The sequence below is a fragment of the Pseudohaliea rubra DSM 19751 genome, from assembly GCF_000764025.1.
Taxonomy (GTDB): Bacteria; Pseudomonadota; Gammaproteobacteria; order Pseudomonadales; family Halieaceae; genus Pseudohaliea; species Pseudohaliea rubra.
Map to the genome: position 1 here is coordinate 74,192 of NZ_KN234750.1, position 18,574 is coordinate 92,765.

5 protein-coding genes are annotated in these 18,574 nt (G+C 63.8%); all 5 read right to left on the reverse strand.

Translation table 11 applies throughout. The annotated features are described in order from the left end of the window. Positions 1–1,650, reverse strand: a complete 1,650-nt coding sequence (locus tag HRUBRA_RS03965; RefSeq protein ID WP_052094351.1) for a peptide ABC transporter substrate-binding protein — start codon at positions 1,648–1,650, stop codon at positions 1–3. A 217-nt stretch (positions 1,651–1,867) separates the two neighbouring features. Then, positions 1,868–3,691: an immunoglobulin-like domain-containing protein gene (locus tag HRUBRA_RS14595; protein ID WP_052094352.1), complete on the reverse strand. Its 1,824-nt coding sequence runs from the start codon at positions 3,689–3,691 to the stop codon at positions 1,868–1,870. Then, a complete protein-coding gene (locus tag HRUBRA_RS15730) occupies positions 3,688–3,813 on the reverse strand; it encodes a hypothetical protein (RefSeq protein ID WP_322786717.1) in 126 nt (41 codons plus the stop codon). Before HRUBRA_RS15730 ends, HRUBRA_RS14595 begins: the two co-directional genes overlap by 4 nt. Then, positions 3,810–8,852: a retention module-containing protein gene (locus HRUBRA_RS03975; protein ID WP_035514710.1), complete on the reverse strand. Its 5,043-nt coding sequence runs from the start codon at positions 8,850–8,852 to the stop codon at positions 3,810–3,812. Before HRUBRA_RS03975 ends, HRUBRA_RS15730 begins: the two co-directional genes overlap by 4 nt. Positions 8,853–9,377: 525 nt before the next feature. Then, on the reverse strand, positions 9,378–18,419 hold the full coding sequence (locus HRUBRA_RS03980; RefSeq protein ID WP_035514713.1) for a retention module-containing protein: 9,042 nt from the start codon (positions 18,417–18,419) through the stop codon (positions 9,378–9,380). Between the last annotated feature and the right edge of the window lie 155 nt (positions 18,420–18,574).

The following is an 18,574-nucleotide window of genomic DNA, read 5'->3' on the forward strand; positions in this document are numbered from 1 at the left end:
TTACTTCGTCTCCTCATTGGTCCGGCCCTGGTGCGGGTCCAGCCAGACGTAGCGCAGGTTCAGTGAGTCCATGAGGTTCGCCGGCATGCCGCGGACACTCAGATGGATGAGGTGGCGGCTGGTGTAGGTATAAATGGGGATGATCGGCATCTGTTCCATGAGCATGGCCTCGGCCTCCCGGAACAGGCGGTAGCGCTCCTCCCGGCTCTTCGCCCGGGGCGCCCGGTTCTGGATCAGGTCGTCGTAGACGGGGTTTGCAAAGCCCGTGTTGTTGTTGCCCCCGCCGGAGAGGTAAAGATCGAGAAAGTTGTTCGGGTCCACATAGTCGCCGATCCAGCCACGGCGGGCGATGTCGAAGTTCATGGTGCTGACGGAATCTAGATAGACCTTCCACTCCTGATTGGCGATGGTGATCTCGATGTTGAGCACGTCCTTCCACATCTGCTGCACGGCGACGGCGATCTTCCGGTGGGCTTCCTGGGTGTTGTAGATAAGCTCCACGGCCGGCCAACCCTCGCCGTTCGGGTAGCCGGCTTCGGCGAGGAGGCGCCGGGCAGCCTCCGGATCGTGGTCGAAGACCCGGGGCGGCTCGTAGCCGAGGGTGCCGGGTGGGGTAATGCTGTAGGCGGGCACCACGGAGCCCTGCATCACGGTCTGTGAAAGCGTTTCCCGGTCCACGGCCATGGATAGTGCTTTGCGCACCCGCACATCGTCCAGCGGTGGGCGCTCCGTGTTCACCAGGTAAAAATAGGTACCCAGGTAGGCCGCCTGAACATAGGGAGAGTCCTCCCTTGCCTGGTAAATGGGAATCTTGTTCAGGGGCAGAGACTGTGTGTAGTGAAGCGCGCCGGCGCGGAACATCCGCTCCTCGCTGACTTCGTTCTCCGTCGGGTAGAACACGACCCCGTTGAGGCGCACCCGGCCCTTGTCCCAGTAGGTCTCGCTCTTTGTCATGCGGATGCGGCGGTTCAGCTTCCATTCGGCAAGCTCGAAGGGCCCGTTGCTGACGATGTTGTCGACCCGTGTCCAGCGCGTAAAGCGGTCGGTCATCTCACCGTGCGCAAGGATGGTCTCCGGGTGCACGGCGAAGGTGCTGTAGTGGTCCATGAGCTGGATGAAGTAGGGCGTGGGCTCCGTCAGTGTCACCTCAAGGGTGCGCGGGTCCAGCGCTTTGACCCCCACCTCACCGAAGTCGGCCAGCTTGCCGGTGGCGAAGGCTTCGGCGTTCTTCACAGGGTAGAGCATATAGGCGTAAAGGTTGCCCATCTCCGGGTGCAGGGCCCGCCGCCAGGACCAGACATATTGCTCTGCGGTTACCGGATCGCCATTGGACCAGCGGGCGTCTGCGCGCAGGTGAAAGGTCACCACGCGGCCGTCCTCGCTCACGTTCCAGGACTCGGCGACGCCGGGTTCTGGCTCCAGCGTATGCGGGTTCTTCACGGCCAGCCCTTCGAAGAGGGCGCGGATCAGGTGATTCTCCGGTACGCCGGTGACGACGTGCGGATCAAGGCCCTGCGGTTCGCTGCCGTTGCCGTAGTGGAGGATGCCCTCCCGGTTGCCGCGCTCGACATTCGTTTCCCCGCCGCCGCCGCAGGCGGTGAGCGCAAGCAAGAAAGACAGGGCAAAAGCTATGAGAGAAGGCTTGGGCAAGACATCGCGCCATCACCGGATCAGCGGGCAGTATACGTAAGTCATCGGTGTCGCCCAAGCTCGCCAACCCCCGCAGGAGCGACTCGCCTGGAACAGCGGGCTCGTCGCAGCAAAGCCCGCCGAATGGTGTCGCTAAACAGGCCTGCAAGCGCTCTTGCCCGCAATAAAAAACCCCGCGCCGGCTGCCCGGCGCGGGGTTAGCTACCGCCAGGATGGCTTACTGATCGACGCTCAGCTTGCCGGCATCGATCATTGCCTGGATCGCATCGGCGTTGGAGAGGTCGCCCACCAGGTCCACACCCTCGAAGGTGATCGTCTGGTCAGGCTGTCCCTGCGTACCGTCCCCCTCGCTGAAGCTACCGGTTCGGCTGACCTCGACGATGGTATTCGTACCATCGAAGGTGGCCTGCAGATAGCTGTCGATAGCGCCGGCGCCGTCGTCCTCGGCGATCAGGTCGGCCACGTTGATCGCGAAGCTCGTGTCTTCCGCGATGGTGACCTCGCCATCTGCCCAGGTAACCTCGGCCTGGCCGAAGATCTTCACGTCGCCGTCGGCCGCCTCGGTCGCCTCGCTGTCGTCGTGGTAGGTGAGCGCGATGCTCTCCACGCCGAGTTCGTCGAGGGACACCAGTTCACCGGCGTCGGTGACGCCGTCGCTGTTGGCATCCTGCCAGACCGCGAACTGGCTCCAGGCTTCGTCACCGGGATCCAGCATCTGGTTCTGGTTGCTGTCGAAGACCTCGGCGACGGCTTCCATGTCCGTTTCGGCTGTTTCGCTCCACTCGGTGAACACGTACTCGCGGGCCTCGTCCACGGTGCCGGAGTTGTTGGCGTCGATCACCAGCAGGCCGTCGTCGCCGGCAACCCAGGCGGTGTTGACCGCCTCGCCGGTGACCTGGTCCGTGAACACCACGCCGGCGTCGCGGGACAGGTACTCGACGCCGTCGCCGTCCAGGTCGAGGGCGATGGGGGCGACGACATCGTCTGTGTCTACGGTGTAGTCAGCCTGATTGCTCAGCGGGTCGACAGTATCTTTGCTCTTGTTGTCGAAAGTGCCCTGGCTGTTGCCCTCGGCGTCGTAGACCTCAGTCGCGGCCTTGATGTAATAAGCATCGAAGGTCACCTGTCGCTCCAGTTCCTGTTCCAAAAAGCTTTCCACGGCACTCAGATATTGCTGTGGATCGCCCGGATCCTTGGTGTCGCCGTCATAGTTATCGATCTTCACCGAGTAAACCTCGCCGTTGTCATCATCCGTGAACAGAAACTTCACGTGTGAGATGCCATTGGGTAGCTGCTGGTCGTCGTCGGATTCGTCGTTGGCGTCGTCGCTGTGGCTGTCACTGCCGTCGTCTGTACTGCCTTCAATGGTGACCTCGAGAGTCGCCGTAGCAACTTCACCGCTCTGGTTTTCGGCAGTGTAGTCCGCAGTGACGACAAGGCTTTCGCCATCATCCAGCGCGTCTGCGGCGGCCTGGCCGTCGGCGTTCAAGGTGAGCGTGTAGCTGCCGTCTTCTGCAAAGGCTATTGTGCCCAGCACGCTGCTTTCCGCGCCCACGGCGTCGACATCGGCCGCCTGCACAAAGAGCGGCTGGTCCGAAGTGTCCGGGTCGTTATCGTTTTCGAGGACGTTGACTTTGCCGCTAACGGTCAGGCCGCCTTCGGTTTCGGCTTCTGTGAGAGTTTCGCTATCATCAGCTACGGTAAGCGGTTGGTCCTCTTGATCGTCGCTGTAGCTGTCACTGTCACTGTCACTACTATCATAGTCGCTGACCACGACACCGACGGTGGCGTCGGTGTCCAGATCCTCGTAGTTGCCCCCGGTGGTCCCCTTGATGCTGTAGGTCAGCGTCTCCCCGTCGATGAAATCATCCGCGGTGTTCGGGTTCGCAAAGGTCACCGAGGCACTGGACGTTCCCGCCGCGATGGTGATCGTCTCGTCGCTTGACAGGGTGATGACCAGGTTCGTCTCCGGCGCCTGGTCGACCGTAGCGGTGATGGTGATGTCGTCGCCTTCGTCGACATCATCAGCGCTCAGGGTCACGGTCGTGGTGCCCCGCGGGTCGTCGCTGACCANTAGTTGCCCCCGGTGGTCTCCTTGATGCTGTAGGTCAGCGTCTCCCCGTCGATGAAATCATCCGCGGTGTTCGGGTTCGCAAAGGTCACCGAGGCACTGGACGTTCCCGCCGCGATGGTGATCGTCTCGTNGACAGGGTGATGACCAGGTTCGTCTCCGGCGCCTGGTCGACCGTAGCGGTGATGGTGATGTCATCACCTTCGTCGACATCATCAGCGCTCAGGGTCACGGTGGTGGTGCCCAGCGGGTTGTCGCTGACCACGACACCGACGGTGGCGTCGGTGTCCAGATCCTCGTAGTTGCCCCCGGTGGTCTCCTTGATGCTGTAGGTCAGCGTCTCCCCGTCGATGAAATCATCCGCGGTGTTCGGGTTCGCAAAGGTCACCGAGGCACTGGACGTTCCCGCCGCGATGGTGATCGTCTCGTCGTTTGACAGGGTGATGACCAGGTCCGTCTCCGGTGCCTGGTCGACCGTGGCGGTGATGGTGATGTCATCACCTTCGTCGACATCATCAGCGCTCAGGGTCACGGTGGTGGTGCCCAGCGGGTTGTCGCTGACCACGACATCGACGGTGTCGTCGGTGTCCAGATCCTCGTAGTTGCCCCCGGTGGTCTCCTTGATGCTGTAGGTCAGCGTCTCCCCGTCGATGAAATCATCCGCCGTGTTCGGGTTCGCAAAGGTCACTGAATTGCTGAGGTCACCCGCCGCGATGGTGATCGTCTCGTCGTTTGACAGGGTGATGACCAGGTCCGTCTCCGGTGCCTGGTCGACCGTGGCGGTGATGGTGATGTCATCACCTTCGTCGACATCATCAGCGCTCAGGGTCATGGTGGTGGTAATAGGCTGGTCAGCTTCTGTGATGGTGCCGATGCCCGAGCCGTCTGTGATTGTGGCCTCTACGGGGTTGGACAGGGTGACGGTGAAGCTCTCTGCATCCTCGCGAAACGCATCATCGACCACCTTCAGCGTGATCGTTTGCTCGGTCACGTTCGGCGCGAAGCTGAGCGAGCCGCTGAGCGGATCCTGCGCGCCGTAGTCCTCGGGCTCAAGGGCAGAGCCCTCGCTCACCGTGTACTGCACGCTCGAGGTCAGCTCGGTAGCACCGGCCCTGGTAACGGTGAACTGAATCGTACCCGCATCCTCCTCGACCGTTACATCGTTGATGCTGAAGGCCGGCCGATCGTTATCCGGGGTGTCGTTGTCGTCGTCGCCATCGGGCGCCGAGCCGTCGTCGACGATCGTGCCCTGGCCGGTGTCATCGGTGTTGTAGGCCGGATTGGCAGCCGTTGCAGAGAGCGTGAATGTTTCGTCGCCCTCGTAGGTGTCGTCATCGATGGTCGGCACTTTCACAGTCAGCGCCGTCACGCCGGCCGGGACGGTAAAGCTGCTGTCGCCGTTGGCGGTGATAAAGGTCTCGGTACCGCTGTCGTCGTAGCTGACGACCAGGTTGTCGGCGTCAAAGTCTTCGGGTTCCGCGGTGTCTTCGCCGACCACCGATGCCGTGAAGGTAATGTCCTCCGCGCTGGCCGACGCCTGGCTCATGGTCACAGAGAAGACCGCGCTGCTGCCTTCTTCGGTCTGCGCGTCATCGATAACCACGCTCGCTGTATCATTGTCGTTGATCGTGACCGTGCCCATGGCGCGGCCCGGGTCGACGATGGACTGGTTGGTCGGGTTGGAGAGCTCGACGCGGAAGGTTTCCGCGTTCTCCAGGATCTCGTCATCCGTCGTCTGGATCTGGAAGGTCTGGGTCGAGACGCCCGGTGCAAAGGTCAGGGTCTGGCTGGTTGCGGTGAAGTCGTCGGTCTCGGCGCTATCGCTGCCGCCGGGCACGATGGTGGAAACGGTCACCTGCTGTTCCACGCCCGGATCACCGAAGCGCGTGACCGTTATCTCAGCTATGTTCCCCTCGATGACTTCGACGCTGTCGACGCCGAAGATGCCGAAGTCATTGTCGAAGATACGCAGTGTGCCCTGCGGGTCGCCAAGCATTGCCGGGCCGCTGACCCCCGTGAGGTTCAGCAGCGCAAATTCTGGGTCCGGTTCCTCGACAATGGTGTCGTCAATGATGGGTACGGCTATGGTGACAGAAGTCTCACCCTCCGGGATGACGATGGAGCCTGAGGTCGCCCGGTAGTCAGCGCCCGCCTGTGCGCCGAGATCCAGCGTTTCGTAGGACACGGTTACATCGTCCGTAGCGGGGCGGTCTAGACTGATCGTGAAGACCGCGTCGCCGTCGTGCTCGAAGACTGAGACAAAGTCGACGTCGACGACGGGCAGGTCACTGTCCGGGTCGTTGTCAATGATCCCGGGCTGCAGGTTCTCCGTGAAGAAATTGCTGTTGCCGCCTATGGTGATATCGATGGTTTCGATGCCCTGGCCAGCGAGGTCGGTGTAATCGTCGCCGTTGTAGGCCGGGTCTCCTTCGTCCGCCGCGTCATCGAAGATCGGGATGCGGACCTGGATATTCTCTACCCCGGCCGGCCAGGTGAAGCCGAATTCTGGGAGCGTCAGGGAGGAGCCTGGAGAGCTCCAGGTGCCTACCTGGAGCATCTGCTGCCAGCTGGCGCCGCCGTTGGTGCTGTACTCGACCGGGACGGTGAAGTCGTCGGCATATTCGGCAAAAACGCCAGGATTGAGCCCCTCCGGCGAGAAGCGCACCGTGAGGTCCTGGTCGTTGCTGAAGACATCAGCCTGGAAGAAACTGCCGTCCTCGCGCTGCAGGTCACCGACCAGGCTGTGGGTGATGGTGAACGCGTTGTACTCGGCGCTCTCAGGGACGTCGTCCACCTCGGCACTGAGCTTGGCCTTGTAGAGATCCAGGGGCTGCGCTTCGACAACCGTGTTGGCCGTCCAGTCCCAGATGCGGTACTCAAAGGCGAGGGAGTTAAGGACGCCGCTGTCGATCTCGTCGTTGCTGACTGCGTTCGGGTCCAGTTGGATAAAGCCGCTGCGCGTGCTGTCGTCGTAGCTGACGGTTCCCACGGCTTTCCGGCTGCCGTCCTCGAGCGTGACGTAGGCATTGACGTCGGTGGTGAGCTCGATGTCCATGTTGGCCGTCGTCGCCACCTGCTGCGGCGTGGCGTTGGCCAGCAGTCCAGTGGCATCGAAGGCAATCTGCTGGTCCGCGGCGTCCGTCGAGGTCATGTCGAGCTCACGGGAGAGGTAGGTGACGACACCGTTCTCTGCGTCGATGGCATCCTCGATGCGGGCATCGAAGCTGTCGGTATCGCGACCCGTGCCGTCGGTGAGGGTCTCGACGGTGTCCTGGACGTGCTGCATGGCGACGGTTTCGAACACGTTCTGGAGGCCGTCGGAGTCGTCCGGGTCAGCCTCGGTCACGCGGGTAAAGTCGATGCCGACGTGGGCCAGGGCATCCTGGATCATCACCTTGCCGGAATCGGCCAGGTCCAGCGGCTGACCGGTGCCCGGCGCCGCGGCGCGGCCGTTGCTGTCGACCTCATAGTTGGCAAAGGCATTGCGGGTGGCCTGGCTGATGTTAATACCGTCGGCAAAGGCATCGGCGCTGTTGCTGACGGCATTGGTCTGCAGGCCGTCGGAGAGATCGCCATCGGTGAGGTTGTCATCGAGGGCCTGCAGGAAGATCGCCGTGTTCTCGAGCTGGTTGGCGTTGGTGTTCGACAGTGCCAGACCGGCAATGTCATGAATGAAGAGGACGGCGTCATCGAGCCACTGCGCTGACTGGTCGGCATTGAAGTCACCGACGATGACGTTGCCTACCTTGAAGACGATGCGCTCACCTTCCTCATAGGAGAAGGACCCAGCCGAGCCCTGGTCGCCGGTCAGGCCGGAGCTGGTGACGTCACCGGCGCTGTCATAGGTGGTGTACTCGATGCCGTTGACCCAGTTGTCGGTGAACTGGGCGATTCCCCGCCCTTCGTTGACTAGAATCGAGACCGTGGCGGTATTGGAGGTCGCGCCGTCGTCGTCCTGCACCGTGTAGGTGAAAGCGTCGGTGCCCGAGTAGTTCTGATCCGGCGTGTAGGTGACCGCGCCCGTGTCGGGTTCAACGGTGATCGAGCCATTCTCCGGCTGGCTGACAATAACCAGGGAGCCGGGCACGAGGGTGCCGTCCGGGTCGGCATCGTTGCCAAGCACGGCAATTTCCACCGGGTTGTTCTCGTCAGTGTTGGCGCTGTCGTCACTCGCGACCGGCGGCTGATTTTCGGGGCCTGGTACCGGCGGCTCGGGTTCCGGCTCGGGCTCGGGTTCCGGCTCGGGTTCGGGTTCCGGCTCGGGTTCGGGTTCCGGCTCGGGCTCGGGTTCCGGCTCAGGTTCCGGCTCGGGTACGGGTACGGGCTCTGGTTCAGGTACGGGCTCCGGTTCGGGCGCGGGCTCCGGCTCCGGCGTCGGTGCGGGTTCCAGCGGCGTGACGTTGACGGTCACCGTGGTCGTGCTGCCGATATTGCCGTCGGGGGTGAGCGAGGTGTAGGTGAAGACGTCTTCCCCAGTAAAGCCGGGGTTCGGCTTGTAGGTGACGGTGCCGTCTTCATTGATGGCAGCGACGCCGTTGGCGGGGCGCGTTACAGCGCTGACCACCGCGCCCTCGACGTAGCTGTCATTGTCAAGAACGGCGATGGTAACCGATTCGTCCTCCGGCGTGGTCGCGGTATCGGGCTGGACATCGGCACCGATGAGGGGCTCGCCCTGGCCGTCAACGGTGTTGGCTTCGAGGTCGGATGCGTCGCGGAGGTTATTGAACTCGGGCGTATCCTCGGCGATGCGGGCGAGACGCACGAAAGTGGAGCCGGCGTTGGTGCCGTCCGCGCCAGCGGCGGTGGCGGGCAGGACCTCCGAGAGGTCGCCGCCGTTCTCGAGAGCGGTGACGAGCTCGTCGAGGCTCTCGGCCTGGAGCGCGGATTCCCGGGCGTCGGCCGCGCCGTCCGCCAGCATATCCATACTCATGGTGACTTCCGTCACCTCTGCGAAGACGATGGTCTGGCCATCGGCGAGCGCCAGCTCGACCTGACTGCCTTCGGCCGTAACCAGGGTCTCGCCCTGGCGGAGTTCGTCACCCACCCTCAGCTCGCGCAGCGCACCCTCGGCGTTGCGGGCATAGGCTGTACCGTCGATGGCAGTGATTGTGGCGATGACTGTAAGCGCCATGGCAGAGTTCCTTGTCTGTTGTTTGATGGCGCTTCGGGTGCGCCTTTTTCAGCACTGGGGAGCATCGCGGGGAACGCGGTTGTCGGCATCGTACCTTTGGGCAGTTGGTCCCCGGCGGTGAAAGGAATGTGACGCTGCGCACACAGAAAAAATCATGCAATGCGTTATGCGTTGCAATAAAGGTCATTTTTGCTGTCGCAGCTCGTGGGGGGTGCGCATGCCGCAGCACAAAAAAGATTCTTTGCGGATTTCCGGGGCGGAAAACGTGGTCACCCCTAGCGCCTCGCGTACTTCGGGCTCGGCAGAGACCCAAGACGACAGGGCTGGCTGCGGGAGGGTGTTCCCACCAAGCGACTATCGTGGAGCGACTGGGGGCACCCTCCCGCAGCCGGCCCGGAATACTGCGATGCATGAATCTCGGGCAGCGCCACGGCCAGCTAAGGCTGCCCCCCCGGAAATCTGCGATGAACCCAAAAAAACACCGCGCCGGTTGCCCGGCGCGGGGTTAGCTACCGCCGGCGTGGCTTACTGATCGACGCTCAGCTTGCCGGCATCGATCATTGCCTGGATCGCATCGGCGTTCGAGAGGTCGCCCACCAGGTCCACCCCTTCGAAAGTGATGGTCTGGTCAGGCTGCCCCCGCGCACCGTCCCCGTCACTGAAGCTGCCGGTTCGGCTGACCTCGACGACGGTATTCGTGTCATCGAAGGTGGCCTGCAGATAGCTGTCGATAGCTTCGGCGCCGTCTTCCTCGGCGATCAGGTCGGCCACGTTGATCGCGAAGCTGGTGTCTTCCGCGATGGTGACCTCGCCATCTGCCCAGGTAACCTCGGACTGGCCGAAGATCTTCACGTCGCCGTCGGCCGCCTCGGTCGCCTCGCTGTCGTCGTGGTAGGTGAGCGCGATGCTCTCCACGCCGAGTTCGTCGAGGGAGACCAGCTCGCCGGCATCGGTGACGCCGTCGCTGTTGGCATCCTGCCAGACCGCGAACTGGCTCCAGGCCTCGTCACCGGGATCCAGCATCTGGTTCTGGTTGCTGTCGAAGACCTCGGCGACGGCTTCCATATCCGTCTCTGCGGTTTCGCTCCACTCGGTGAACACGTACTCGCGGGCCTCGTCCACGGTGCCGGAGTTGTTGGCGTCGATCACCAGCAGGCCGTCGTCGCCGGCAACCCAGGCGGTGTTGACCGCCTCGCCGGTGACCTGGTCCGTGAACACCACGCCGGCGTCGCGGGACAGGTACTCGACGCCGTCGCCGTCGAGGTCGAGGGAGATCGGTGCCTGGTTTGCCACCTCGTTGAGGTTGATGCTCAGGCTCGAGGCCGATTGGTCACCATCCCGGTCGACGACGAAGAAGTCGAAGGTCTCCGTTTGATTGCCCGAGAAGGCATCCCGTTGGTCGCGGTCCATGGTGTAGGTCCAGCTGCCGTCCGCCTGAACGGCGAGGATCCCATAGGTGCCCTGCACCTCGCCGCCGCTCTCACCCTGCCAGACGATTTCATCGTCCGCGGGGCCGTCCGCCCCGAAGATCGATCCGGAGATCTGGCCACCGGCTTCGGGCAGGTCATCGGTCGACAGCAGTCGTGCCTGCAGCGTGAAGGTGCTGGCCTCGCCTTCCTCCGTGAAGACCTGGTTTACCGGGTCGCCGCTGCCATCCCGGAAACCGTCAATTTGCAGCACGTAGGTTCGGTCACCCACCGTGATCTCCTGCTGCGTGCCGCCGGTGCCGGCAATCGTCGCAGAGAAGTTCGTGATGGTGATGATGTCGTCAGGGTTCGGCCCGTCGTTTGGCGTTTCGTTGTGGTCGATTTCCACGACAATGTCGACCGTGGTCGCCACGTTGTCGATGACGATATCGAAGCTGACGTCAAGGTCCGTGTCGTCCAGGGTCGTCCCGGTGATCGGGAAGTTGTTGTGGGTGAAGGTCCCGAGGTCAAACTCGGAGTCGAGCACGATGGGCGAGCTGCTCAAGCTGAAATCATAGCCGGAGCGCCCGCCGCCGCTGGAGGCAGGTGTGCCCCACTGAAGCTGGATAAAGCCGTCGTCGCTGGAGTTGTTGTCGGTGATGTCGACGCTGCCGTCTTCGCCATCGACATTGTCCCAGGCGGCTGTCAGGTTGCCGACGGAAACCTCGCTCACCGGGACATTCAGGTCCACTGACGTCGGCGCAGGTCCTGTCGGCGCATCGTCCTGGAAGCCAAGCCGGAGCCCGATGTCGAGCGCCTGCTCGGCCGTGTCGCCGTCACCGTCGGTGATGGTCTGCGCCAGGCTGATGGCGCCGGCATCGACAGTGATGACTTCATCGGTGTCGTTGGTGTCCGGGTGCTGCACAGCGCGAGACTGTGTCAGCGTGACTTCGCCGTTGGCATCCACGGTGACGCGGAAGACCTCTTCGCCGCTGCCGTCCACTTCGCCGACAACGTCATCACCGTCCAGGCTCAATACAACCGCGTCACCCGTTGCCGTATCCACCAGGCCGCTTGCGGTGCTGCCTACGGCGAGGCTGAACACGCGGCTGTCCGCCGCGCCTTGTCCGTCAGCGCCGTAGTCGTTGGTGAACGCGGAGGCAAAGTCTGCCGTATCGCTCGCAACGATGTCGGCCTCATCGATGATGAGTTTGCCGCTGAACTGGCCATCCAGTTGAATGGTCGGCACGTCGTCGACCACTTCGAGGCTGACGGAGCCGGAGGCATCAGAGCCGTCGGCTTCGGCCGCGATCACGTCGATGCTGCCCAGGGCCAGGGTGTTCTCTCCGGCGGCGTTGGCATGGGTGACGTTGTCAGCGAGCGCCATCTCAACCGAGGCCGTGCCGGCCAGGAGATCCGGCGTCAGGGTCAGGGTGATGGCGGTTGCACTGCCAATCTGCCCGACGATCTCCGTGCCGCTGTTGCGGACCCAGGTGATTTCGCCGTCATTGTCGTTGAGGCCTGAGAGGTCTGTTCCGAAAGCCATGCTGGTAAGCGCATCGGTGCCGAGCGAGAAGGTTACGATATCCGTATCGGAGTCCGTGATGCTGTCCTCGTCGGTCGCAAGCGTAATCTCATCGCCGCCGCCCGGCCCCGAGCCATCTGTGATATCGATGGTATGGTCGTCGGAGGCGACGTCGCCGTCGTTGTCGGTAACCTCGACACTGAAGGTGACGCTGACGGGCTGGTCGAGCGCGCCGGCAGGCGTGAAGCTCCAGGTACCGTCGCTGGCGACGTTGAGCGTACCCTCGGCGAGGGCAATGTCCTCGGCAAGATCGTACTCGTCGCTGCCGATGAGTACCTTGACGCTGGCGGCACCGTCGGCCCCGTAGTTGTCGTTATCCCAGGTGCCATTGATTGCAGCACTACCCTCGACCACGCTGCTGGTGCCGTCGACCGTCATGGTCGGCACATCGTCTTCGACGCCAACCGTCAGGGTGGCGCTCAGGGGGTCGCCGTCGGAGTCGGTGCCGGCGATGGCAAAGAACTCTTCGAGGAGCGCGTCGGTCGCTGACAGCGGCGCGCCATGGTCCTGGGGTTCGTCCAGCGTGTAGGTCCAGTCAAAATCACCGCCCGCGTCGGGGCCGGTGACTTCCAGTGTGCCGTAGAGGCCCGTGATGGAGCCGCCCGAGCGGATGTCGACCGGCGTGGCCCCACCCACGGCGGACGCCAGGATCGTCAGGGTTCCGGGCGGTGCATCCGGCCCGAGGCTCAGGTCGATCTTTCCGGTTGTCGTATCCTGGGCAGAGCCCGCAGCATCGGCATCCTGCACCAGCCCGCCGGCGTCGTAGATCACCTCGATATCGGGCGTGGTGTCATCGCCGATGGTGACGGAGACCGTCGCGGAGGACGTATCGCCGTCGGCGTCGGTGATGATGTAGTCGAAGCTGTCTGCACCCTCTTCGCCGGGGTTCGCCTGGTAGGTAAAGGTGCCGTCGTTGTTGTAGGTGACGGTGCCCTTGGTGGCGCCGCTGTTGGCGCCGTCGAGAGCGACGCCCGTGGTCAGGTCGACGCCGTCGGCGCCCTCGCTGTCATTAGCGAAGACGTTGATGGTGACCGAGCTGTCCTCGTCGACGGTGTCGCTGTCGTCCTCGGCGGCCGGCGCCGAGTCGTCGATGCGGATGTCGAGGGTCGTCGTTGCGGGCGACGCCGGGCTATCGTTATCGGTGACTTCCACAGCCAGCGACAGGTTGATCGGGTCAGAGCTCGTGTGATCCTGCACCGCCGTCTGCTCGAGGGACCAGGTGTAGTCTGGGTTCACGGTCAGCACGCCGACACCCGTGAGGGTCACGGTGCCGCCACCGGTGACATCCTGGCCATCGATTTTCACGGAGCCGATGGTGTCCGGTGCCACCGTGATGAGCAGGGACCCTTCGGTGATCGCCGTGCCGCCGGCAACGTCGTCGTCGTCGGTGACGCCGGGGCCTGCCTGTGCTTCGGGCGTGTCGTTGTCGTAGTCGACGACGGCCGTCGGCGTGGTGTCATCGCCAATGGTGACGGAGACCGTCGCGGTGGACGTGTCGCCGTCGGCGTCGGTGATGGTGTAGTCGAAGCTGTCCGCACCCTCTTCACCGGGGTTCGCCTGGTAGGTGAAGGTGCCGTCGTTGTTGTAGGTCACGGTGCCCTTGGTGGCACCGCCGTTGGCGCCGTCGAGGGCGACGCCGGTGGTCAGGTCGACGCCATCGGCGCCTTCGCTGTCATTGGCGAAGGCATCGATGGTGACCGAGCTGTCCTCGTCAACGGTGTCGCTGTCGTCCTGCGCCGTGGGCACATCATCCTCGATATTGATGTTGATGTAGCCCGTGTCCGAATCGCCGTCCTCGTCAGTGACGGTGACCTCGATGGAGTCGGTCTCCACCACACCGTCGACGTCGGTAACCGGCGCGGTCAGCTCGTAGCTGTAGTCGAGCGTGCCCGTCGTCGCGTCGAAGTCGGTAATGGTTAGAAGCCCCGTGCCGGTATTCACGGGATCATTCCCGGTCAGAACACCGTTCTCGACCACGGTTACGCCGCCGATGATGATATCGACGGGCGTGTCGGCGGCGCTGTAGCTGAAGCTGCCTGCAGTGGTCTCACTGTCGCTGCTGGCATCGGAGCCGATGCCGTCCAGGCCGGCCTCGTCGACGGCAGCCGAGCCTTCACCGGCCTGGGGAGGCAGGTCGAGCACGACATCACCGTCGGCGTCGATAGTGAGCGTTGCGGTGCTGACGTCGCCGTCATCGTCGACGACCGTGTAGGTGAAGATGTCGTCACCACTCAGCTCGGGGGCCGCGGTGCGGGTGTATTCGTAGGTGCCGTCGCTGGCGAGCACCAGGTTGCCGTAGGTCCCGGCGATGACGGCGCCAACGGTGGCGGCATTGTCGAGGGGCGTGTCCGTATCGCCGACGGCAACGCCGGTGATCGCTGCGGGGCGGTCCGCGCCGAGAGCATCGTTGGTGAAGACGTCGCCTTCAATGATGCCGTCTGCATCGTCTGCCGGGAGGGCGTTCGTATCATCGACAGCCGTGGGCGCATCATCGACTATGTTGACCACGAACAGGCCCGCGTCGCGGACCACGCTGTCATCGCCGACGATCTCTACCGGGAAAAGCTCGAAATTCACGTTGCCGGGTGCCTCATCGTGCCCGGCGCGGTTTTCGAGGGTGTACTCCCAGCTGTAGCTGCCGTTTGTCTCGGTGATGACCAACTCGCCGTAGGGCGTGGTCACCGTGCCGCCACCCGTCACATCCTGGTCGCTCACGCGGACCGTCTGGATACCGATGTCGTCAAATTCGGTAAGGTCCAGGCCGCCGTTGACCACCAGATCCGCCGGGTCCGGGCTGCTGCCATCGGGCAGTCCCGCCTCGAAAACAGAGGGCCCGTCGTTATCAAAGATCCGCAGTGTGCCCTGCGGGTCGCCGATCACGGCATTGGTCGGGTTGCTGAGGTTGACCAGGGCGAACTCCGGGTTGGGCGTTTCGATGAGCAGATCATCGATGATGGGCACTGTGATCGTCTGGGTGGTAACACCCGGAGCGAAGGTCAGGGTACCGCTGACGCCGGTGTAATCCTGCCCCTCGGTGGTGCTGAGGTCCGCCATGCTGTAGTCGACAGTAATGTCATCGGCCCGGGCGGGGTCGTCGTCCGTCAGTGAGAAGGTGAACACGGCCTCGCCGTCGCCCTCGCTGACAATGACGAAGTCGATCCCGATAACCGGCAGATCGTTTCCCGTCGGGTCGTTGTCGATAATCCCGGGCTGCAGGTTCTCCGTGAAGAAGTTGTCGTTGCCGCCCAGGGTGATATCGATGATCTCGATCTGCTGCGCGGGATCGAGCAGGTCGGGGTAATCGCTGCCCGTATAAGTCTCGCCTTCGGTCTCGTCGACCAGGTCGTCGAAGATCGGAATACGGAACTGCACGGACTCGGTGTTCGCAGGCCAGGTGAAGCTGAACTCCGGCAGCGGCAGGGTAGAGCCGGGGGAGATCCAGGTGCCCACCGTGTCCAGTGCCTGCCAGCTGACACCGCCGTCGGTGCTGTATTCGACAGGTACGGTGAAGTCATCACCGTACTCGGCGATGGCCGGGCCGAGTCCCTCGGGCGAGAAGCGTACCGTGAGTTCCTGATCCGTGGTGAAGATAGTGGACTGGAAGGTCTCTCCGTTTTCGCCCTGCAGGTCACCCACCAGGCTGTGCGTGATGGTGAACTGGTTGTACTGGGTGCTTTCCGGAACATCGTCCACTTCTGCGATGATCTTGGCCTTGTACAGGTCCAGGGGCTCGACCTTGACCACGGTATTGGCGGTCCAGTCCCAGATCCGGTATTCGAACTCCAGGGTGTCGAGGGCGCCGGCGGCGATCTGCTCGTTGGTGATCGCGCTCGGGTCGAACTCGATGGCGCCGGTGCGGGTGGCGGTGTCATAGACCACCTCGCCGACCTGCGTCTTCACGCCGTCGAGGGTGACGTAGGCGCCGATGTCGTCGGTGAGCTCGATCTCCATGTTGGCCGTGTTGGCCACCTGCTGCGGCGTCGCGTTGGCGAGCAGGCTGGAGGCGTCGAACTCGATCTGGTTGTTCGCCGGATCGTTGACGTCGATGGTGTTGGAGAAGTAGGTGATCACGCCATCGCCGGCAACGATCTCGTCCTCGAGGCGGGCATCGAAGGTGGCTGTCTCGCGGCCCGTGCCGTCCGTCAGTGCGTCCACGGTGTCCTGGACGTGCTGCATGGCAATGGTCTCGAACACGTTTTCGAAGTTGCCATCGGCGCCATTGTCCGGGTCCGCCTCGGTCACGCGGGTGAAGTCGATGCCGACGTGGGCCAGGGCATCCTGGATCATCACCTTGCCGGAGTCGGCCAGGTTCAGCGGCTGGCCGGTGCCCGGCGCCGCGGCGCGACCGTTGCCGTCGACCTCATAGTCGGCAAAGGCATCGCGGGTGGCCTGGCTGATGTTGATGCCGCCATCAGCGGAGTTGAAGGCCGCTGTCGGGTCGACCAGGTCATTGGTTCCCAGCGAGCCGTCACCGGGTGTGGTATCGGTGAGGTCATCATCGAGCGCCTGGAGGAAGATCGCGGTGTTCTCCAGGTACATGGCGTTGGTCTCGGTGAGGTCGCCGCCGGCTGCGAAGTCGTGGATGAACAGGACCGCATCACCGGTCCACGGCGCGTTCTCGGAGCTGAACTCGGCCACGGTGACGTTGCCGACCTTGAAGACGATGCTGTCGCCATCGTTATAAGCGAAGGAGCCAGGCGGCCCCTGGTCGCCGGTCAGGCCCGAGCCGGTAACGGCCCCGGTGCCGTCAAAGGTGGTGTACTCGACGCCGTTGACCCAGTTGTCAGTGAACTGGGCGACGTTGCGGCCTTCATTTACCACGACGGAGACCGTGGCCGTGTTGGAGGTGGCGCCGTCGTCGTCCTGCACGGTGTAGGTGAAGGCGTCGGTGCCGGAGTAGTTCTGGTCCGGGGTGTAGGTGACCTCGCCGGTCACCGGGTCGACGGTGACGGTGCCGTTCTCGGGCTGGGTGATGATGACCACGGAGCCGGGCACGAGGGAGCCGTCCGGGTCGGCATCGTTGCCGAGGATGTTGATGTCGACGGGCGTGTTCTCGCCGGTCTCGGCGCTATCGCCCTGGGCGACCGGGGGCTCGTTCCCCGGCGGCGGAGGCGGCGGAGGCGGGGGCGGCGGTTCGTTGCCGTCGACGATGTTGAAGATGCCCTGGTCGTTGTCGAGGGTGGCATTCACCGGGTTGCTGAGGTTCACGAAGCCGCGCTCGGTGGCCTCAAGGAGCTCGTCGGTGTTGGTCTGCACGAGCACGGTGGCGGTCGTGGTGCCCGGGGCGAAGGTGACGGTCCCGGTCTCGGGGTCGTAGTCACCGCCGATGACTGTGGCGGTGTCGTCCGCGGTGGCGAAGTCGACACTGACGGCCTCGCCGCTGGCGGCGGAGAGGGTCAGGGTCAGCTCGGCCACGTCGCCCTCGGCGACGGTGACTTCGTCGATGCTGATGGTCGGCGGCACGGGGGTGAAGTCGTCGGTGATCTCGACGATGCCGTTGCCATCACCGATGACGGCATTGGTGGGTCCGGTGAGCTCGAGGTTGAGGAACTCGGTGCCTTCCTCGAGATCGTCGGGGTTGGTCTGGACGAGGATGGTCTGCTCGGTCACGCCGGGGGCGAAGGTCAGGGTGCCGCTGGCGGGGTCGTAATCGCCGCTGACGGCTGTTGCGGTGCCGTCAGAGCTTGCGAAGCTGACGGTGACGGTGTTCTCGCTTGTTGAGGACAGGGTCACGGTGACTTCCGCAAGGTCGCCCTCGACGACGGTGACGTCGGTGATAGCGAACGTCGGCAGCTCCGGCGGAGGCGGCGGAGGCGGCGGCTCACTGGTCGGGGTGACATCCACGGTGACCGTGGTCGTGCCGGTGACATTGCCGTCCGGGGTGATGGACGTATAGGTGAAGGTGTCCTGGCCGGTAAAGCCGGGGTTCGGCTTGTAGGTGACAGTGCCGTCATCGTTGATGGTGGCGACGCCGTTGTCTGGCGCGGAGACCGCACTGACGATGGCACCCTCGACGTAGTCGTCGTTGTCGAGAACGGCGATGGTGACTGGCTGTTCTTCCGGTGTGGTGGCTTCATCGGGCTGGAGTTCGGCGCCGATGATGGGCTCGCCCTGGTCGACGACGGCATTGGCATCGAGGCCGGAGGCGGCGACGATGCCGCTGAACTCGGGGGTGTCCTCAGCGATGCGGGACAGGCGGATGAAGGTGGAGCCGGCGTTGGTGCCGTCTGCGCCGGCGCCGGCGGCGGTGGCTTCAAGGATCTCGGAGAGGTCGCCATCGCCCTCGAGGGCGGCGATCACCTCGTCGAGGGTGTCGTCGCGCAGCGCGGCCTCGTCGGCGGAGGCGGCGAACTCGGCGAGCATGTCGCTGTCCATGGTGACTTCCGGGACGTCGGCGATGGCGATCTGCTGGCCGTCGGCGAGGTCGAGCTCGACGTTGCTGCCCTCGGGAGTGACCAGGGTCTCGCCCTGGCGGAGCTGGTCGCCGACCCGGAGCTGGCGCAGTTCACCCTCGGCGTTGCGGGCGTAGGCGGTGCCCTCTATGGCGGTGACGGTAGCAATGGCGGCTGTGGCCATGATTGCGTTCCTCATGCTGTTTGACTGTTGAAGGTCGATTCCCCGCCGCACGGCGAGCAGGGACCTGTCGGTTCAGTAACAGCATGGTTTCGCGTAATGCGTTGCGCTTCGTACTTTGGGGCAGATGTGTGGATAGATCACGCAAACTGTGACCT

Excerpts from the sequence above, each read along its gene's own strand:
- HRUBRA_RS03980 (WP_035514713.1), bottom strand. The coding sequence starts at position 18,419 with ATGGCCACAGCCGCCATTGCTACCGTCACCGCCATAGAGGGCACCGCC.